Consider the following 19,579-nt stretch of genomic DNA (forward strand, 5'->3'; position numbering starts at 1 on the left):
GCGTATTCCTGACAGCCTGAATGGTTTGCCGGGGCTTTGATGCCGGCATGAACGAACCAAGACGCAAACGCGGCGCTGACCGGACCAGCAACAGGGGTCCCGCCGCCATTCCGCAATTGCCACGGCGGCGGGTGACAAACCCGTATCCGCCGATGGCGATGCTCTCAGCCGATCAGGTCGAGGCCATTCATCAGGCGTCGATGCATATATTGGAGAATTTCGGCATCGAGGTGATGAGCCCAAGGGCGCTGTCGCTGTTCGAGAAAGCTGGCGCCAAGGTCGATCATGCAACCGCGAATGTCCGCCTCGACCGGGGACTGATCGAAGAGGTGCTGAAGACCACGCGGTCCAACTACACGCTGACGCCGCGCAACCCGGCCAATGCCGTTCACCTCGGCGGCAACACCATCAATTTTACCCTCGTGGCCGGTCCGCCCAATGTGCACGACATGGAGCGCGGCCGCCGCGCCGGCAATCTGCGCGACTATTCCGATCTGGTCCGGCTGGCGCAGCATTTCAACTGCATTCACATGCTCGGCAACCAGGTGTGTGCGCCGGTCGAGCTGCCGGCCAATTCCCGCCACCTCGACACCTATTTCGCCAACCTGACGCTGACCGACAAGAGTTTTCATGTCTCGGCGATCGGCCGGGGCAGGGCGCTGGACGGGATCGAGATGATGGCGATTTCGCGCGGGCTGACGCTCGACCAAATGGCTGACGATCCAGGCATCACCACCATCATCTCGGTCAACTCGCCGCGCCGCTTCGACGAGATGATGGCGGAAGGGCTGATGACCATGGCCGAGTTCGGCCAGTCGGTGGCGGTAACGCCGTTCACGCTGATGGGGGCGATGAGCCCGGTGACGCTGGCCGGTGCCCTGGCGCAGCAGAACGCGGAGGCACTGTTCGGCGTGGTGCTGACGCAGCTTGTGCGGCCCGGCGCGCCGGTGATGTATGGCGCCTTCACCTCCAATGTCGACATGAAGACGGGCGCGCCCGCCTTCGGCACGCCGGAGAACACCAAGGCCAATATCGCCTCGGGGCAATTGGCGCGGCGCTATGCGTTGCCCTATCGCACGACGCCGGGCTCGGCCTCCAATGCCGCCGATGCGCAAGGCGCCTATGAGACGCTGATGGCGCTGTGGGGCGCGGTGCTCGGGCACGGCAATCTCGTCTACCACGCCGCCGGCTGGCAGGAGGGCGGGCTGACGGCGTCGTTCGAGAAATTCATCATCGATGTCGAGATGATCCAGCACATGATGGAGTTCCTGCGGCCGATCGAGGTCAACGAGGCCGAGCTTGCCGTCGAAGCGCTGGGCGCGGTGCCGACCGGTGGCCATTTCTTCGGCGAGCCGCACACGCTGGAGCGCTACGCCACCGCCTTCTATCAGCCGATGCTCTCGAACTGGCAGAATTACGAGGCCTGGCAGGAGGCCGGCGGGCTCGACGCAACCGCCCGCGCGACGCGGCTGTGGAAGAAGGCTCTGGAGGATTATGTCGAACCCGTCATGGACATCGCCATACGCGAGGAGCTTGAGGCCTATATGGCCAGGCGGCGCGAGGCGATCGGGCAGGGCGAGCCGTGACAGTTAGCACTCCGTCCAGCACCCCTCATCCGTCTTGGGGCTTCGCGCCAATCCACCTTCTCCCACAAGGGGAGAAGGTCAGGCCCGCTCTTCCTTCTCCCCTTGTGGGAGAAGGTGGCCGAGCAAAGCTCGGTCGGATGAGGGTTGCTGGACGGAGCGCAACACTAATCCGGCCCGCTTTCGCTCAGAATCCAATAATCCATCCAACTCCCTGATATCAGAGAAGAAACCCCATGAAATCGCATGCAAAGGTCGTGGTCATTGGCGGCGGTGTCGTCGGTTGCTCCGTGCTGTTCCACCTCGCCCGTCACGGCTGGACCGACGTCGTGCTCTTGGAGCGCGACGAACTGACGTCCGGATCCACCTGGCACGCGGCCGGCGGCATGCACACGATCAATGGCGACCCCAACGTCGCCAAGCTGCAGAAATACACGATCTCGCTCTACAAGGAGATAGAGGAACTCTCCGGCCAGGCGACTGGCGTGCACCTGACCGGCGGTGTGCTTTTGGCCGCGACCGAGGCACGGCTCGACTGGCTGCGCGGCGTCGTCGCCAAGGGCCGCTACCTCGGCATTGATCTTGAAGAAATCTCGGCCAACGAAGCGGCCGAACTGATGCCGTTGATTGACCCCAAGCAATTCGTCGGCGCGGTGCGCAACAAGGAGGATGGTCACCTCGACCCTTCCGGCGTCACGCACGCCTATGCCAAGGCGGCGCGCAAGCTCGGCGCTGAAGTCGAGCGCTTCACCAAGGTCGAGGACATCGTGCGGCGTCCCGATGGGATGTGGCGGGTCATCACCAACAAGGGCGAGGTGGTTTGCGAGCATGTCGTCAATGCCGGCGGCCTGTGGGCGCGCGAGGTTGGCCGCATGGTCGGACTGGAGCTGCCAATCCTTGCCATGGAGCACATGTACCTGATCACCGAGGACATGCCCGAGGTTGCCGCCTGGAACCAGAAAACCGGCACCGAGATCATCCACGCGGTTGATTTCGACGGCGAGCTCTATTTGCGCCAGGAACGCGGCGGCATGCTGATGGGCACGTATGAGAAGGCCAACAAGCCGTGGTCCGAGTACCAGACGCCGTGGAATTTCGGCCATGAATTGCTGGAGCCCGACATTGACCGTATCGCGCCGTCGCTGGAGGTCGGCTTCCGCCATTTCCCGGCTTTCCAGAACACCGGCATCAAGCAGATCATCAACGGCCCCTTCACCTTCGCGCCTGACGGCAACCCGCTGGTTGGCCCTGTGCGCGGCCTGCCGGGCTTCTGGGTGGCATGCGGCGTCATGGCCGGTTTCAGCCAAGGCGGCGGTGTCGGGCTGGCGCTGTCGAACTGGATGATCGAGGGCGATCCCGGCGCCGACATATGGGCCATGGATGTCGCGCGCTATGGTGACTGGGCGACGATGGCCTATACCAACGCCAAGGTGCGCGAGAACTATTCGAGGCGGTTTTCCATCCGCTTCCCCAATGAGGAACTGCCCGCCGGGCGGCCGCTCAAGACAACGCCGGTCTACGACCTTTTGTCGGCCAGCGGCGCGCAATGGGGCGTGGCCTATGGGCTGGAAGTGCCGCTGTGGTATGCGCCGGAGGGCGTGAGGGACGAGTTCTCCTGGCGGCGTTCGAGCGATTTTGCCCATGTCGCGAAGGAAGTCGGCACCGTGCGGGACGGCGTTGGCCTTTCGGAGATTTCGAGCTTTGCCAAGTACAAGGTGACGGGTGAGGGCGCCGCCGCGTGGCTTGACCGGATGCTTGCCTGCAAACTGCCGAAACCAGGCCGCATGACGCTGGCGCCGATGCTGAAGGAAGATGGCAGGCTGATCGGTGATTTCACCCTGGCCAATCTGGGCGACGAGGGCTGGTTCCTAGCTGGTTCGGGCATTGCCGAGCAATATCATATGCGGTGGTTCGAAAAGCATCTGCCTGGAGATGGCTCTGTTCGCCTCGAAGCCCTCGGAGCAAAGCTCACAGGCCTGTCGATTGCCGGGCCAAGGGCGCGCGACGTACTGGCAAAGGTAACGCGTTCGGATGTCGCGAACGCGGCGTTTCCCTTCATGGCCATAGGCCGGATGGACATCGGCATGGCGCCATGCCTGGTCGGCCGCGTCAGCTACACAGGCGATCTCGGCTATGAGATATGGGTGGCGCCGGAATACCAGCGTGCCGCGTTCCAGGCGCTGATGGCGGCGGGCGAGGAGTTCGGCATAGGGCTGTTCGGCTCGCGGGCGTTGAATGCGCTGCGGCTGGAGAAGAATTACGGCTCGTGGGGGCGGGAATACCGGCCGATCTACGGGCCGCTCGAAGCCGGGCTCGATCGTTTTGTCGCCTATGGCAAGGAGGCCGGCTTCATCGGCAAGGAAGCGGCTTTGGCCGAGCGCAGCCAAGGTGGCAAGTTGCGCCTGCGCGTCTTTGTCGTTGATGCCGACGACGCCGACATGATTGGCGACGAGCCGATCTGGTTCGGCGGTTCGGTGCGCGGCTGGGTCACATCAGGCGGCTACGCGCATCATTCCAAGAAGTCCGTCGCCATCGGCTATGTGCCAAAGGAGATCGCCGACGAGAGCGACGGTTTCGAGATCGAGCTTCTCGGCAAGCGTCATGCCGCGCGCATGCAGCCGGCACCGCTGTTCGATGCCAATTTCGAGCGGATGCGCGGCTGAGGACCCTGGGCGCGCCTCAAGGTCAGGCGCGCCGTTGGGGTTATGCGTTGCGGCGATTGTCCAGCGCGAAGGCGCCGGCGCCGGCAAACACCAGATAGAGGAAGATGAAGCAGAAGGAGATCGCCGCATCGCCGCTGTTGTTGACGGGAAAGAAGTCGCGCGGCAAGTGGGCCATGAAATAGGCGATCGCCATTTCGCCGGCCAGCAGGAAGGCGACCGGACGGGTGAACAGGCCGAGCGCCAGCAGGATGCCGCCCGCGAATTCAAGAATGCCGGCTGTCGTCGTCAGCCCGTTAAGGGCGCCAGGACGGGCGCTGACGGGAAAATTGAACAGTTTCTGCGAGCCGTGTTCGATGAACTGCAAAGCGGTCACGATGCGCAGCACGCCGAGCGCCAGCGGCTGGTATTGGGAAAGGCCGTCGAAAAGCTTCATCCGAAACTCCATTTTACCCTCCCGGTTCGGCCATAGATGATCGTCCTGTGGTGGACCATTCACTTCCCGCGGCCTGCCATCAACAATCGGTGATTGCCCACTCATTCGCCTCTGGCGTTTTCTATTTTTCTCGTTATAGTTGCATCAAAGTGTAGTCACACCAAATCATATGGACGCCCTTCGCCATGAAAAAACTTGTTCTGAGCCTCTTCGCAACGCTTGCCGGCATCAGCTGCGCCATGGCTGAAGACGCCGGCTGTTCCGCCTTCAAATGGCCGGTGACACGCGAGCAGACGCTCTTCCTGGCCGCGCCCGTGGCGCAGCCCGGCGCTTCCCTTGCGGTTGGACAAGCGGTGAATTTCGCGCTCGCGCCGGTCGATACGATCAGCTTCGCTGTACCGCCAGAACACGCCCCGGTTGCAGGCACATTCGGTGCGTTGGCAAGCGTGACCGTGCCGTCGGAAGGGCAACTGCAGTTGAGCCTTTCCGATGAGGCATGGGTCGACGTGATCCAGGATGGCCACGCGATCAAGTCCGTGGGTTTCAGCAGGATAAAAACCTGTCCGGGCATTCGCAAAAGCCTGCGGTTCAAGCTGTCGGCCGGTCAGGCAACGATCCAACTCAGTGGCGCGAACACTGAGGATCTCAAGGTCGCGGTGTTGGCGCCAGAATAATCCGGCGCCAACCAGCGGCAAAATTTTGCCGGATGGCTAACGTGTCAGGGCGAGCAGCGCGAAATGCGCGCCTTGCGGGTCCTGGCACTGGACAATCCACTGGCCGGTCGGAACCGCCATCGGACCCATGATGACCTTGCCGCCATTGTCGGCAACGCGCTTGGCCGCCGCATCAATGGCGTCGACATTGAAGTAGAATTGCCACACGGGGACGGGAAGCTGTGGCGGTTTGTTCATGATGCCGCCGCCCGATTCCGGACCGGCCTTGAAGGTCTGGTAGATGCCCATTTCGCCGATGTCGAAATCGCCTGCGCTGGTCCAGCTGAACTGGCTGGCATAGAAGTCGAAGGCCGCCTGCCGTTCCGACGCGAAGAGTTCATGCCAGCCGACATGGCCCAGTGTGGTGGCTGGAAGGGTGGGCTGGTCAGGCCTGTTCGGCTGCAGAAACATGAATGTCGCGCCTTGCGGGTCCGCGACGACCGAGAAGCGGCCGACGCCGGGGATATCGTCGGGTTCGCGATGGACGGCGCCGCCGGCATCCTTGAGGGCCTTTGTCGAGGCGTCGGCATCCTTGGTATGGATATAGCCGATCCAGGCGGGCGGCATGCCCATCTTCGCGGCGTCCTCGGGCATCGTCATCAACCCGCCCACGCCACGCTCGCTGGAATTCACCACGATGTAGCGCGGCATGCCGGGCGCCTTGTCGAAGGGTTCCGCCTTCCAGCCAACCACGGCGGTGTAAAACGCCTCAGCGGCGTCGAGGTCGGTGGTCATCAATTCATACCAGAAGAAGGGCATTGGGGATTTTGGCATTGTCGGTCTCCTCACCGGTTCAGGTATCGATCGCCGTGCGATCCATCCCAGGACGATCATAGGGACAGGAATCCGACAGCTGGACCAGAAAATAACGATGGCAAAGGCCTGGCGTTCCAGCACTTGCGTGCCTTGCGGCTTTCGGTTCTCCTGAAGCCGGGAGAGGGGTCGCCATTCGCATGCGCCAGATGTCGCTTACTTCGGAGCTTGTCGCGCTCTGTCATCGTGACGAGCCCGACCCCGGGCCAGATCCAAAATGGACCGAGCTTTCCGACGAAGACTACAGGATCATTGCTGAGCGGCTGGCGGGAGAGGCGGACGAAGGGCCGCTTTGGGTTTTCGCCTATGGCTCGCTGATCTGGAAGCCGGCCTTCGAAGCCGTCGAGCAGCAACGCGCCACCGTTTTCGGCTGGCACCGGTCGTTCTGCCTTGACATGGTGCGCTGGCGCGGCAGCGCGGAGCAGCCAGGGTTGATGATGGCGCTGGAACGCGGTGGCCGCTGCGATGGCGTCATCTACCGCTTGCCCGACGACGACAGAGCGATGCAGATCGAAACGCTGCTGCGGCGCGAGATCAGCGACCGTGAAAGCGTCGGTTCGGTTCGATGGGTTCCCGTGCACACGGCGCAAGGCAAGCTTCGAGCCCTGTGCTTCTGGGTCGGGGTCTCGGGCGAGGGCACTTCGCTCAACCTGGCCCTGGAAATGGTGGCAAGGGTGCTGGCCCGGGCCTGCGGCCATGTTGGCTCCGGTGCCGAATATCTCTATAACACCGTGCTCCACCTGGAAGAGTTCGGCATTCGCGACCGCAATCTGTGGCGGCTGCAGCAACTGGTCGCCGAAGAGATCAGGTCGATCCATGGTGGCCAACGCGGTTCTGCCCCAGGGGCAGGGCTGCCCATAACATGAGTAAAATAATCATATTTTTATCGATGCTTTTCAATGACTTATGCCAAAAATTGACCAATTGATAAAAAAATAAAACGTGCTAGCCTTCCTCAAAACGAAAACATGGGGAACTGACGATGCCAGAAGGCCAGTATAGGGAAGGCATTGCCGGCGGACGGCTCTCGGCTGAACAATATTCCGACAATTTCGCCGACCTGCACCCGCCTCTCGACCATCACGAGGCGCTGGTCGAATCCGACCGCTGTTATTTCTGCTATGATGCGCCGTGCATGAATGCATGCCCGACCTCGATCGACATTCCGCTGTTCATTCGCCAGATATCGACCGGCAATCCGATCGGTTCGGCCAAGACGATTTTCGACCAGAATATCCTGGGCGGCATGTGCGCCCGCGTCTGCCCGACCGAGACGCTGTGCGAAGAAGTTTGCGTACGCGAGGTGGCGGAAGGCAAGCCGGTGCAGATCGGCCGCCTGCAGCGCTACGCCACCGATGTGGCGATGGCCGAACAGAAGCAGTTCTACAAGCGCGCCGACTCGACCGGCAAGTCGGTCGCCGTCGTCGGCGCCGGACCGGCCGGCCTTGCCGCCGCGCACCGGCTCGCCCGCCATGGCCATGAAGTCACGGTGCTGGAAGCCCGACCGAAGGCCGGCGGCCTCAATGAATATGGCATCGCCGCCTACAAGAGCGTCGACAATTTTGCGCAGGCCGAGGTCGATTATGTCACCTCGATCGGCGGCATCGACATCCAGAATGGCAAGGCGCTTGGCCGCGACTACCAATTGTCGGACCTGATGCGCAATTATGACGCCGTGTTCCTCGGCATGGGCCTTGGCGGCGTCAATGCGCTGCGTGCCGACGGCGAGGACGCGGATGGCGTGACAAACGCTGTGGAATTCATCTCGGAACTGCGCCAGGCCAGCGATCTCGCAAGCCTGCCGGTTGGACGCCGTGTCGTCGTCATCGGCGGCGGCATGACGGCGATCGATGCCGCGGTTCAATCGAAGCTGCTCGGCGCCGAGGAGGTGACGATCTGCTACCGGCGTGGCCAGGAGCACATGAACGCGTCCGAATTCGAACAGGACCTGGCCGCCGCCAACGGCGTCACCATCCGCCACTGGCTGCAGCCGAAGCGCGTTATCGCCGAAGGCGGCAAGGTGTCGGCCATCGAACTCGAATACACGGCCATGAAGGGTGACAAGCTTGCCGGCACCGGCGAGGCACTGACGCTGGTCGCCGACCAGGTGTTCAAGGCGATCGGCCAGAGTTTCGTGCCGGCCGCGCTCAACGGCAGCGGTGCATCGATCGACCTCGAAGCCGGACGCATCAAGGTCGACGCGGAAGGGCGCACCTCGCTTGCCAACGTCTGGGCCGGCGGCGATTGCATCTTCGGCGGTGACGACCTGACGGTCTCGGCCGTGGCGCAAGGCCGCGACGCGGCGGAATCGATTAACCGGGCACTGGCCTCGAATGGGAGGGCATGAGCATGGCAGACATCCGTAACAATTTCGTCGGCATCAAGTCGCCCAATCCGTTCTGGCTGGCCTCGGCGCCACCGACCGACAAGGCCTACAACGTCATCCGTGCCTTCAAGGCGGGGTGGGGCGGCGTTGTCTGGAAGACGCTGGGCGAGGAAGGGCCGCCGGTCGTCAACGTCAACGGACCGCGCTACGGTGCGATCTGGGGCGCCGATCGCCGCTTGCTCGGTCTCAACAACATCGAGCTGATCACCGACCGCGACCTGCAGGTCAATCTGCGCGAGATCAAGCAGGTCAAGAAGGACTGGCCAGACCGCGCCATCGTCGTCTCGCTGATGGTGCCTTGCGTCGAGGAAAGCTGGAAGGCGATCCTGCCGGTGGTCGAGGAGACCGAGGCCGACGGCATCGAGCTCAATTTCGGCTGCCCGCACGGCATGTCGGAACGCGGCATGGGTGCCGCTGTCGGCCAGGTGCCGGAATATATCGAAATGGTGGTGCGCTGGTGCAAGGCCAACACCCGCATGCCTGTTATCACCAAGCTGACGCCCAACATTACCGACGTGCGCAAGCCGGCCCGTGCCGCGCATGCCGGTGGCACCGACGCGGTGTCGCTGATCAACACCATCAATTCGATCACCGGCGTCAATCTCGACAGTTTCGCACCGGAGCCGACCATTGACGGCAAGGGCTCGCATGGCGGCTATTGCGGCCCCGCGGTGAAGCCGATCGCCATGAACATGGTGGCCGAGATTGCCCGCGACCCTGAAACGCGGGGTCTGCCGATTTCCGGCATCGGCGGCATCACCACCTGGCGCGACGCGGCCGAATTCATGGCGCTGGGCGCCGGCAATGTGCAGGTCTGCACGGCGGCGATGACCTACGGTTTCAAGATCGTGGAGGAGATGATCGCGGGCCTCGAAAACTGGATGGACGAGAAGGGCCATGCCTCGCTTGACGACATCGTCGGCCGCGCGACGCCAAACGTCACGGATTGGCAGTATCTCAACCTCAACTACATCGCCAAGGCGCGTATCGACCAGGAAGCCTGTATCAAATGCGGCCGCTGCCATATCGCCTGCGAGGACACCTCGCATCAGGCGATCACCAGCATGGTCGATGGCGCCAGGCATTTCGAGGTGATCGAGGCCGAGTGCGTCGGCTGTAACCTCTGCGTCAATGTCTGCCCGGTCGAGAACTGCATCACGATGGAGCCGCTGGCGGTTGGCGTGATGGACCAACGCACCGGCAAGCCGGTGTCGCCGATCTATGCAAACTGGACGACGCATCCGAACAATCCGATGGCCAAGGTGGCTGCCGAGTAGCACCAGAGAGTTCGAGAAAAAGCGGCATCATCGATGCCGCTTTTTCAACTTTCCTATTGCAGATAAAAAATATCCACGATAAAAGATATCCATGAATTGGAGATGGATATCATGAAGCTGGGCGAGGGCGTTGAGGCGGCCATTCACTGCGTGGCGACGCTGTCCAGCGTTGAGGCCAACAGCACAATGCCGGGCGCGGCACTTGCCGAGGCCTTTGGCCTGTCGCCGAGCTATCTCCTGAAACACCTCAATATGCTGAGTGCGGCGGGCATCCTGGAATCCGTGCCGGGGCCATCCGGCGGCTACCGGCTGGCCAAGGCGGCGGACAGCATAACGCTGCTGGATGTCGTGCTAGCCATAGAAGGGCGCCAGCCGGCTTTTCGTTGCGGCGAAATCCGCCGCAACGGCCCGGTCAAGCTGGATGGCTCGGCCTATGTAAAACCCTGCGGCATCAATGCCGCGATGCTGAAGGCGGAGCGCGCCTATCGCGCCGCGCTCGCGGAAACCAGACTGTCGGACATCGTGGCGACATTCAACCGGGAAGGCGATCCCCGTTCGCTTGCCGCAAGCTGCGCCTTCGTCGAGCGCCACCAGCGGCCGCGGAAACCCGGTTCACCCAAGCAGATCTAAAACCCGTCATATGTGAAAGGAAAGACGATGAAACCAAGAATGCAATTCTTCGCCAAGGCGCCCGAGATCATGAAAGCGGTGTCGGCACTCAACAAGGCGGTCGATGAGTGCGGGCTTGAGGTAAGCCTGCTGCACCTGATCAAGCTCAGGGCCTCGCAGATCAATGGCTGCTCCTACTGTGTCGAGATGCACAGCCGTGAAGCCAGGCATGACGGTGAAACCGAACAACGGCTCTATCTGGTCTCGGCCTGGAAGGAATCGCCGCTGTTTTCAGAGCGCGAGCGCGCTGCTCTCGCCTGGACCGAGGCTGTCACCTTGATTGCCAACAATGGCGTTTCGGATGAGCTTTATGCACGCACGCTCGAGCATTTCTCTGACGAGGAACTGGTCAAGCTGTCGGTGGCGCTCGGCATGATCAACATCTGGAACCGGCTGTGCATCCCGTTCCACGCCATTCACCCAATGCCGGCGGCCAAGGCCGCCTGATTGGTCAAATATGTTTTGGAGCGCCGCCGGACGTGCGGCGCTCCAGCTTTTTCAAAAGGGAGAGTTTCATGCCTGCCGATTTTCCTTCGATCCTGCTGTTTGTTGGCCGCCTGCTGCTCGGCGGCGCCTTTGTCTTCGCCGGCCTGCGCAACATCCAGAACGCGGCTTTCCTGACCGGTCTGATGACAGCGCGTGGCGTGCCGCAGGCGCGGTTGGCCTTGTGGGCCGGCATCGTGCTGCAGGTCATCGCCGGCGTGCTTGTCGTCATTGGCACCTGGACCGCCATTGCCGCTGCGGTGCTGGTGCTGTTCCTGATCGTCGCCACGCCGATGTTTCACAATTTCTGGGACCATCAGGGCCCTGACCGCGCCGCCCGCATCAATGGTTTTGTCGGCAATGTCGCGCTGACGGGAGGCGTTCTGACGCTGATAGCGCAGTCGGTTTGATACGCTGGCTGGAAGGACTTGTCGGGGCAGCGGCTTTCGAGCCGCTGCCCCGCACGCATTTCTACGCCGCGAACCGCAGGCCGCCATCGCAGGTCAGTACCTGACCAGTCATGAAGCCGTTGGAGACGAGGAAGGCGATGGCGTCGGCGACGTCCTGCGCCTGGCCGACGCGGCCAACGGGTGTCTTCCCGGCGTATTCGGCAAAGATCGCCTGCCGTTGTTCGTCGGGCAGAAAATCCCACCATGGCGTGTCGATGACACCGGGCGCCACGACATTGACACGCAGCGGCTTCAGTTCGACGGCCAGGATCGGCGCGACGGTCAAGAGCATGCCGTTGATAGCGCCTATGCCGGCGACGCCAGGCATCGAGACCTGGGCCGACACCGCCGAGATGAAGGTAACCGAGCCGCTTTTGTTCAAGGTCGGCAGGGCCGCCTGCAGGCAGGAAAGCTGCGGCCGAACCTTCTCCTCGACACCTGCGCCGATGTCGGCGAGGTCAAGCGTTTCGAACGGCCCAAGACCCTTGCCGCCGCTGGCTGCAAGCACCAGATGGTCGAAAGGCCCGAGTTCACTGAAGAAGCGCTTGACCTCGTCCGGCTTGGAGGCATCGAAAGCTGCTTTCTCCGCCATGCCGTCAAGGCTTTCCCACGCACTCTTCAGCCGTTCCGGACTGCGGCCGGTGATGGTTACCTTCATGCCCGGGCCAACCAGTTTGCGGGCCGTGGCAAGGCCGATGCCGGATGAGCCGCCGATAATGACAGTGTGCTGGATTGTCTGCGTCATGCGTGCTGTTCCTTCGATGTCTGGGAGATTGGCCCGACGAGGTCGAGGCTCAAGGCCCGCAATTGCTGTCTCGCCTTGGGGTCATAGGCCTGCGCGTCGGCGCGGGATTCCTGCAAGCCGTCGAAATAGAGACCACTTCGCCCTTCGAGGGAGGACGACGCCGCGAGGTTGAGAATGGCGTCGGCCCCGGTTTCGACCGAGCTCCACGGCGTGACGCCGGCTTGGCGAACCATCGTTGTGTCCATGTAACTGGCCGGATGAAGGGCATTGACGGTGACGCCGCTGCCTTTCAACTGCTCCGCCAGGTCGACGGTAAACAGGATCTGCGCCAGCTTGCTCTGGCAGTAGGCACGCACGCCATCATAGGAGCGGGTGAGCATGACATCGCTGAAGTCGATTGCCCGCTGGCCGGCGGAGGCGACATTGACGATGCGCGCCGGTGCGCTCGCCTTCAGCAACGCCAGGAGCTCTGCCGTCAACAGGAAGCCGGCGAGGTAGTTGACGGCAAAGCGCAGTTCATAGCCATCCGCGCTGAGCTGCCGTTTCGCATCCTGGCCCGATGTGCCGACGCCGGCATTGTTGATGAGGATGTCGAGCCGACTGGTTTTGGCGCGCACGGCCTCGGCGAGCCCGCGGATCTCGGCCAGTGAGGAGAGGTCGGCGGTGAGAAACTCGGCTTTGCCGCCCAGGGCTTCGATTTCAGCGATGGCCGCCTTGCCGCGCGCCGTATCGCGGCCATGCACCAGCACACGGGCGCCGGCGGCGCCAAGCTTTCGCGCGACGACGCGGCCGACGCCGTCGGTCGAGCCGGTGATCAGAATTGTCTTGTTCTTCAAGTCCATGTTCAGAGCCTCCTGTTGCTGCTCTGAACGGAAGATGGTCCGCCTGGGGCATCCCAAACAGTTCAAACTTTATCCTGGTATCAATACTGCTATAATAGACGCATGAACGGTCCCATTTCCTCCGCCTCCACCCAATCGGCCGATGAGAGCCGCCGGCGCGAGCTCGGTGCCTTCCTGCGATCGCGTCGCGAAAGGCTGACGCCTGCGGTCACCGGCATCGCAACGGGCTTGCGCCGCCGCACCCCGGGCTTGCGGCGGGAGGAAGTGGCGATGATCGCCGGCGTCGGCACCACCTGGTACACATGGCTGGAACAGGGCAGGGACGTCCGGCCTTCGGTGGAAGTGCTGACCGCGCTCTGCGAAGCGCTGCGCCTTGATGCCGTCGAGAAGCGGCATTTGTTCATCCTCGCCGGCCGCCAGCAGCCGGAGCGTCGCATAGCGGCGCCTGAAAAGGCCGACGGCCCATTGCTGCATATGCTGGAGAGCCTGGTCCTGCAGCCCGCCTATGTGGTTGGCCGGCGCTGGGACGTGCTGGCATGGAACCCGGCGGCGGCAGCTGTCTTCGGCGACTACGGTCTGCTTGAGGGTGATAACAGAAACATCGTCCATATGGTTTTCACCAATCCCCAGCATCGCCACTTGCTGGTCGACTGGGAAGAACTCGCCCACGTGGTGCTCGCTTCGTTCTGTGCCGAGAGTGCGAAATATGTCGGCGATCCGGATTTCGACCGGTTGATCGCGCTGATGATGCGCTCAAGTCCGGAGTTCAGGGATTGGTGGCCCCGGCGCGACGTGGCGCGGAGGCTGACTGGCGTGAAGCATGTCCGGCACCCAATTGCCGGCATGATGGCCTTCGAGCATATGAGCCTTTCGATCGATGACGGCTCGGATATCAGGCTGATCGTCTATACGCCGCTGGCCGAACAGAACTCGATCGCCAAGCTGCGGGCGTTGCTGGATGCCATGCCGCCTGAGCGGCGTAGCGCCTAGGACGCGATGCGGGGAAGCGTCAGGCCTTCGGCTTCAACCCGTCGATGAACAACTGCTCCAGGAACCTTGCGGCGTCCTCGAAACGGCCATCGCCGCCACGGTCCGCACCAAGCACCGCGCGGACCTGAACGTCGAAATCGGCATAGTGCTGGGTTGTCGCCCAGATCGAGAAGATCAGGTGCCAGGGGTCGGTCTTGGCGATCTTGCCGGCGCGCATCCAGCCCTTGATGACTGTCGCCTTCTCGTCGACCAGTGTCTTCAGTTCGCCCGCCAGCAGCGGCATGATGCGCGGCGCACCCTGCAGGATCTCGTTGGCGAAGAGCCGGCTCTCGCGCGGAAAATCCCGCGCCATCTCAAGCTTGCGCCTGATGTAGCTCCTGAGTTCGGTCAGGGGATCGCCGATATCGTCCAGTTCGCGCAGCGGCGCCAGCCAGGTGTCGAGCAGGCGCTGCATCAGCGTCTCGTGAATGTCTTCCTTGCGGCGGAAATAATAGAGCAGGTTCGGCTTCGACATGCCGGCGGCTTCGGCGATCTGGTCGATGGTCGAGCCACGGAAGCCGTTGGTGGAGAAAACCTCGAGCGCCGCCTCCAGGATCAGTTCGCGCTTTTCCTGCTGGATGCGGGTGCGGCGAGGGGCCTCCATGCTGGTCGTCACCGTTGCAAGCCCTCGCTTTGACTGTCATCTGGACCAATTCTCTGGACCAGTTTTTCTCTGGCCTGTGGAACGCACTTCAGGTGCTGCATTTCCGCTAGTAATCCCTTGACCGCCGACAGGGCGGTGCTAACGTTTGTCCAATCGGTCAAAAATTTGCGTAGCACGAAAACGCAAGCAAGACCAAGCGTTGGCCGCACCGAAACAGTTTACAAGGGGAAGTCTTGGTCATGTCCAACCGGCTGAAAGTCACGCCGAACGATCTCAGTGCATTCTGGATGCCGTTCACGGCAAACCGGCAGTTCAAGCAGGCACCGCGCATGATGGTGTCCGCCAAGGACATGCATTACACGACAAGCGATGGCCGCAAGGTGCTCGACGGCACCGCCGGCCTGTGGTGCGTCAATGCCGGCCACTGCCGGCCCAAGATCACCGAAGCGATCCAGCATCAGGCCGCCGAGCTCGACTATGCACCCGCCTTCCAGATGGGCCACCCGATCGTGTTCGAACTGGCCAACCGGCTGGTCGACATCGCACCGAAGGGCATGGATCACGTCTTCTTTACCAACTCCGGTTCGGAATCGGTCGACACCGCGCTGAAGATGGCGATCGCCTATCACCGCGTCAGGGGCGAGGGCGCGCGCACCCGTCTGATCGGCCGCGAGCGCGGCTACCATGGCGTCAATTTCGGCGGCATCTCGGTCGGCGGCATCGTCACCAACCGCAAGATGTTCGGTACGCTGCTTGGCGGCGTCGACCATATGCCGCATACCCATCTGCCGGAGAAGAACGCCTTCACCAAGGGCGTTCCGGAATATGGCGCGGAGCTGGCCAATGAGCTGGAGCGCATCGTCGCCCTGCATGACGCCTCCACCATCGCCGCCGTCATTGTCGAGCCGGTCGCCGGCTCCACGGGCGTCATCCTGCCGCCCAAGGGCTATCTCGAGAAGCTGCGCGAAATCTGCACCAAGCACGGCATCCTGCTGATCTTCGACGAGGTCATCACCGGTTTTGGCCGCCTCGGCACGCCGTTCGCCGCCGACTATTTCGGCGTCACGCCCGACATCATGACCACCGCAAAGGGCGTCTCCAACGGCGTCATCCCGATGGGCGCGGTGTTCGTGAAGAAGGAAATCCACGACGCCTTCATGACCGGCCCCGAGCACATGATCGAGTTCTTCCACGGCTACACCTATTCGGGCAACCCGATTGCGTGCGCGGCGGCACTCGGCACGCTCGACACCTACAAGGAAGAGGGGCTCCTGACCCGTGGCGAGGAGCTGGCGCCCTATTGGGAAGATGCTCTGCATTCGCTGAAGGGCGAGCCGAACGTCATCGACATCAGAAACATCGGCCTGATCGGCGCGATCGAGCTGGCGCCTATTCCCGGCCAGCCGACCAAGCGTGCCTTCTCGGCCTTTTTGAAGGCGTTCGAGCGCGGCGCGCTGATCCGCACCACCGGCGACATCATCGCGCTGTCGCCGCCGCTGATCATCACCAAGGGCCAGATCAACGAGTTGGTCGATCACGTGCGTGAAGTGCTGAGGATGATCGATTGAAGAACTGGGCGCGGATATCCCTCCCCCTCGAGGGGAGGGTGGCCGCGAAGCGGTCGGGTGGGGTCGGTGCGGCAGTGCGCCGACCTGATCTTTTGCCGCAAGGTTGCTGCTGATGCCCCGTACCCGCGTGAGCTTCGAAATGCGCCAGAAGGCGCGCGCGCTTCGAGTTCACGCGACCAAGGGGGAATCTCTTCTTTGGTATGAACTGCGTGAGCTAAAACCGAGCGGTATCAAGTTCCGTCGCCAATGCCCGATTGGCCCCTATATTGTCGATTTCGCCTGCCTCGCCGCGAAGCTGATCGTTGAAGTCGATGGCGATTTGCACGAGCACGAAAAGGGCAAGCGGCACGATGCCATTCGTGACGCCTATCTAAGATCACTCGGGTTCGACGTCTTCCGTGTCGACGAACCTGATGTCATAAACAGCGCTTGGCATGTCGCGCAGGTGGTCAAGGAAAAGGTCGAGCGCATGAGCGGCGACCCCACCCGACCGCTTCGCGGCCACCCTCCCCTCGAGGGGGAGGGGGACGCCCCGCAATCGATGAGGTTTTGAATGGCCGCACCCGGCGAGAATCTGCGAATCAATTCAGACCGCTTGTGGGATTCGCTGATGGATATGGCGAAGATTGGCCCCGGCATTGCCGGCGGCAACAATCGCCAGACCGTGACCGACGAAGACGGCGAGGGCCGGCATCTGTTCAAGCGCTGGTGCGAGGCCGCCGGGCTCGAAATGGGCCTCGATGAGATGGGCACCATGTTTGCCCGCCGCGAAGGCACCGACCCCAGCCTGCCGCCGGTCTATGTCGGCAGCCATCTCGACACGCAGCCGACCGGCGGCAAGTATGATGGCGTGCTGGGTGTGCTGGGCGGGCTGGAAGTGGTGCGCTCGCTCAACGACCTCGGCATCAAGACCAGGCACCCCATCGTCGTCACCAACTGGACGAATGAGGAAGGCTCCCGCTTCGCCCCGGCGATGATGGCATCTGGCGTTTTCGCCGGCGTGCTCGACCAGGCCGACGTTTACCAGCACACCGACAAGCAAGGTAAAAAGTTCGGCGAGGAGCTTGAACGCATTGGCTGGAAGGGCGCCGAGAAGGTTGGCGAGCGCAAGATCCATGCCTTCTTCGAACTGCATATCGAGCAGGGACCAATCCTGGAGGATGAAGACATCGACATCGGCGTCGTCACCCACGGCCAAGGCCTGAAATGGCTGCAGGTGACGCTGACCGGCAAGGAAGCCCATACCGGCTCGACGCCGATGCCCAAGCGCCGCAATGCCGGGCTCGGCATGGCGCGCGTGATCGAGTTGGTGCATGAGATCGCCATGGATTACCAGCCCGATGCTGTCGGCGCTGTCGGCCACATGGAAGTGTTTCCGAACTCGCGCAACATCATCGCCGGCCGCACTGTCTTCACCGTCGATATCCGTTCGCCCGAGAAGGAAGTGCTGGATGCCATGGATGGCCGCATCCGCGAAGGCATCGACACGATCTGCGATGCGCTCGACATCCAGTACAAGATCGAGCAGGTCGGCGCTTTTGACCCGGTCACCTTCGACGCTGGCTGCGTCAAGGCGATCCGCGACGCCGCCGAACGGCTTGGCTACACGCATCGCAACATTGTCTCCGGCGCCGGTCACGACGCCTGCTGGATCAACCGCGTGGCACCCACCGCGATGGTGATGTGCCCCTGCGTCGACGGTCTCAGCCACAACGAGGCCGAGGAAATCTCCAAGGAATGGGCTTCCGCCGGCTGCGATGTGTTGTTCCACGCGGTGGTGGAGACGGCTGTTATCGTGGAGTGAGTTAGCAACCAGAATTCCAAACGCCGCTCATCAAGAAGCGCGAAGAGAACAAGGGAACACAGAAATGACCAAAGTCATCCGAAACGGCACCATCGTCACGGCCGACCGCACGTGGAAGGCCGATGTGCTGATGCAGCATGGCAAGATTGTTGCCATCGGTTCCAATCTGCATGGCGACCATGAGTTCGACGCCACCGGCTGCTACATCATGCCGGGCGGCATCGATCCGCACACCCATCTCGAAATGCCGTTCATGGGCACCTATTCGGCCGATGATTTCGAATCCGGGACCCGTGCGGCCTTGGCCGGCGGCACCACGATGGTGGTCGACTTCTGCCTGCCTGCGCCGCAGCAGTCGCTGCTTGAAGCCTTGCAGATGTGGGACAACAAGACCTCGAAGGCGTCGTGTGATTATTCCTTCCATATGGCGATCACCTGGTGGGGCAAGCAGGTGTTCGACGAGATGGCGACGGTGGTCGACAAGGGCATCACCTCGTTCAAGCACTTCATGGCCTACAAGGGCGCGCTGATGGTCGACGACGACGAGATGTACGCCTCGTTCCAGCGCTGCGCCGAGTTGGGCGCGCTGCCGCTGGTGCATGCCGAGAATGGCGACGTCGTCGCCGCGCTGTCGCAGAAGCTGCTTGCCGCCGGCAACAATGGCCCGGAAGGCCACGCCTATTCGCGCCCGCCGGAAGTGGAGGGCGAGGCGACCAACCGCGCCATCATGATCGCTGACATGGCCGGCGTGCCGCTCTATGTCGTGCATGTCTCTTGCGAACAGGCGCATGAAGCCATCCGCCGGGCGCGGCAGAAGGGGATGCGGGTGTTCGGCGAGCCGCTGGTCCAGCACCTGACGCTGGATGAGAGCGAGTATTTCGACAAGGACTGGGACCATGCGGCGCGCCGCGTGATGAGCCCGCCTTTCCGCAACAAGCTGCATCAGGATTCACTGTGGGCAGGCCTGCAGGCCGGATCGCTGCAGGTCGTTGCGACCGACCATTGCGCCTTCACCACCAAACAGAAGCGCAACGGCGTCGGCGATTTCACCAAGATCCCGAACGGAACCGGCGGGCTCGAGGACCGCTTGTCCGTGTTGTGGACGAAGGGGGTCGCCACTGGCCGGTTGACCATGAACGAGTTCGTCGCGGTGACCTCGACCAACATCGCCAAGATACTCAACATGTATCCGAAAAAGGGCGCCATCGTCGAAGGCGCCGATGCCGATATCGTGGTCTGGGACCCCAAGCGCAAAAAGACGATTTCGGCCAAGAAGCAGCAGTCGGCGATCGACTACAACGTGTTCGAGGGGTTTGAGGTGACCGGCCTGCCGCGCTTCGTGTTCTCGCGCGGCGAACTCTCGATCCAGGAAAACGAGGTCAAGGCCAAGCCCGGGCATGGCGAATTCGTCGGCCGCGAGCCGAACGCAGCGGTCAACCGGGCGCTGTCGACGTGGAAGGACATCACCGCGCCGCGCAAGGTGGAGCGCACCGGTATCCCAGTGAGCGGGGTCTAGGC

General features: G+C 62.5%; 19 protein-coding genes. 14 read left to right on the forward strand and 5 right to left on the reverse strand.

From position 1 onward, the window contains the following. Positions 1–47: 47 nt before the first annotated feature. Both GA829_RS17040 and GA829_RS17045 read left to right on the forward strand, forming a co-directional pair. Positions 48–1,586, forward strand: a complete 1,539-nt coding sequence (locus GA829_RS17040) for a trimethylamine methyltransferase family protein (protein ID WP_195173879.1) — start codon at positions 48–50, stop codon at positions 1,584–1,586. A gap of 233 nt (positions 1,587–1,819) precedes the next feature. Beyond that, the gene (locus GA829_RS17045) at positions 1,820–4,246 is read left to right on the forward strand and encodes a GcvT family protein (RefSeq protein ID WP_195173880.1); all 2,427 of its coding nucleotides are present in this window, start codon (positions 1,820–1,822) and stop codon (positions 4,244–4,246) included. 40 nt (positions 4,247–4,286) lie between these two features. Here the strand turns inward: GA829_RS17045 and GA829_RS17050 are convergent, their stop codons facing one another. Then, a complete protein-coding gene (locus GA829_RS17050) occupies positions 4,287–4,679 on the reverse strand; it encodes a DoxX family protein (protein WP_195173881.1) in 393 nt (130 codons plus the stop codon). A gap of 185 nt (positions 4,680–4,864) precedes the next feature. Here GA829_RS17050 and GA829_RS17055 point away from each other — a divergent pair, with 185 nt between their 5' ends. Beyond that, positions 4,865–5,353, forward strand: coding sequence for a hypothetical protein (locus GA829_RS17055; RefSeq protein WP_195173882.1), 489 nt, complete (start codon positions 4,865–4,867; stop codon positions 5,351–5,353). A 36-nt stretch (positions 5,354–5,389) separates the two neighbouring features. Here the strand turns inward: GA829_RS17055 and GA829_RS17060 are convergent, their stop codons facing one another. Continuing rightward, positions 5,390–6,166 (reverse strand): VOC family protein, encoded by a 777-nt coding sequence (locus GA829_RS17060; protein WP_195173883.1) that lies wholly within the window; start codon positions 6,164–6,166, stop codon positions 5,390–5,392. Positions 6,167–6,345: 179 nt separating this feature from the next. On the opposite strand from GA829_RS17060, the gene GA829_RS17065 reads away from it, so the two are divergent. From GA829_RS17065 to GA829_RS17090, 6 genes are all read left to right on the forward strand, one after another. Continuing rightward, positions 6,346–7,071, forward strand: a complete 726-nt coding sequence (locus tag GA829_RS17065; RefSeq protein ID WP_195173884.1) for a gamma-glutamylcyclotransferase — start codon at positions 6,346–6,348, stop codon at positions 7,069–7,071. Positions 7,072–7,187: 116 nt separating this feature from the next. After that, entirely contained in the window at positions 7,188–8,552 is a 1,365-nt protein-coding gene (locus tag GA829_RS17070) for an NAD(P)-dependent oxidoreductase (RefSeq protein ID WP_195173885.1), read from the forward strand. Positions 8,553–8,554: 2 nt separating this feature from the next. Beyond that, positions 8,555–9,868: an NAD-dependent dihydropyrimidine dehydrogenase subunit PreA gene (gene preA, locus GA829_RS17075; protein ID WP_195173886.1), complete on the forward strand. Its 1,314-nt coding sequence runs from the start codon at positions 8,555–8,557 to the stop codon at positions 9,866–9,868. Between the two features lie 111 nt (positions 9,869–9,979). Next, a complete protein-coding gene (locus GA829_RS17080; RefSeq protein ID WP_195173887.1) occupies positions 9,980–10,498 on the forward strand; it encodes an RrF2 family transcriptional regulator in 519 nt (172 codons plus the stop codon). A gap of 27 nt (positions 10,499–10,525) precedes the next feature. Then, positions 10,526–10,984, forward strand: a complete 459-nt coding sequence (locus tag GA829_RS17085; protein ID WP_195173888.1) for a carboxymuconolactone decarboxylase family protein — start codon at positions 10,526–10,528, stop codon at positions 10,982–10,984. A 68-nt stretch (positions 10,985–11,052) separates the two neighbouring features. Then, positions 11,053–11,430 (forward strand): DoxX family protein, encoded by a 378-nt coding sequence (locus GA829_RS17090; RefSeq protein WP_195173889.1) that lies wholly within the window; start codon positions 11,053–11,055, stop codon positions 11,428–11,430. 61 nt (positions 11,431–11,491) lie between these two features. Here GA829_RS17090 and GA829_RS17095 read toward each other — a convergent pair whose 3' ends face one another. Together GA829_RS17095 and GA829_RS17100 are read right to left on the reverse strand one after the other, a co-directional pair. Continuing rightward, positions 11,492–12,214 (reverse strand): SDR family oxidoreductase, encoded by a 723-nt coding sequence (locus tag GA829_RS17095; RefSeq protein ID WP_195173890.1) that lies wholly within the window; start codon positions 12,212–12,214, stop codon positions 11,492–11,494. After that, complete coding sequence (locus GA829_RS17100) at positions 12,211–13,056, reverse strand: SDR family NAD(P)-dependent oxidoreductase (RefSeq protein WP_195173891.1); 846 nt, start codon at positions 13,054–13,056, stop codon at positions 12,211–12,213. The genes GA829_RS17095 and GA829_RS17100 overlap by 4 nt, the downstream gene beginning before the upstream one ends. Before the next feature lie 102 nt (positions 13,057–13,158). On the opposite strand from GA829_RS17100, the gene GA829_RS17105 reads away from it, so the two are divergent. Next, entirely contained in the window at positions 13,159–14,046 is an 888-nt protein-coding gene (locus GA829_RS17105; protein ID WP_195173892.1) for a helix-turn-helix transcriptional regulator, read from the forward strand. 19 nt (positions 14,047–14,065) lie between these two features. Here the strand turns inward: GA829_RS17105 and GA829_RS17110 are convergent, their stop codons facing one another. Next, entirely contained in the window at positions 14,066–14,689 is a 624-nt protein-coding gene (locus GA829_RS17110) for a TetR family transcriptional regulator C-terminal domain-containing protein (protein ID WP_195173893.1), read from the reverse strand. A 239-nt stretch (positions 14,690–14,928) separates the two neighbouring features. On the opposite strand from GA829_RS17110, the gene aptA reads away from it, so the two are divergent. The 4 genes from aptA to hydA all read left to right on the forward strand — a co-directional run bounded on the left by aptA (position 14,929) and on the right by hydA (position 19,577). Next, on the forward strand, positions 14,929–16,257 hold the full coding sequence (aptA, locus tag GA829_RS17115; protein WP_195173894.1) for an omega-aminotransferase AptA: 1,329 nt from the start codon (positions 14,929–14,931) through the stop codon (positions 16,255–16,257). Between the two features lie 112 nt (positions 16,258–16,369). Continuing rightward, positions 16,370–16,810, forward strand: coding sequence for an endonuclease domain-containing protein (locus GA829_RS17120; protein ID WP_195173895.1), 441 nt, complete (start codon positions 16,370–16,372; stop codon positions 16,808–16,810). Beyond that, positions 16,811–18,061, forward strand: a complete 1,251-nt coding sequence (locus GA829_RS17125) for a Zn-dependent hydrolase (protein WP_195173896.1) — start codon at positions 16,811–16,813, stop codon at positions 18,059–18,061. A 64-nt stretch (positions 18,062–18,125) separates the two neighbouring features. Next, positions 18,126–19,577 (forward strand): dihydropyrimidinase, encoded by a 1,452-nt coding sequence (gene hydA / locus GA829_RS17130; RefSeq protein WP_195173897.1) that lies wholly within the window; start codon positions 18,126–18,128, stop codon positions 19,575–19,577. The last annotated feature ends 2 nt before the right edge of the window (positions 19,578–19,579 follow it).

Origin of the sequence: Mesorhizobium sp. INR15 (genome assembly GCF_015500075.1) — a bacterium.
Taxonomy (GTDB): Bacteria; Pseudomonadota; Alphaproteobacteria; order Rhizobiales; family Rhizobiaceae; genus Mesorhizobium.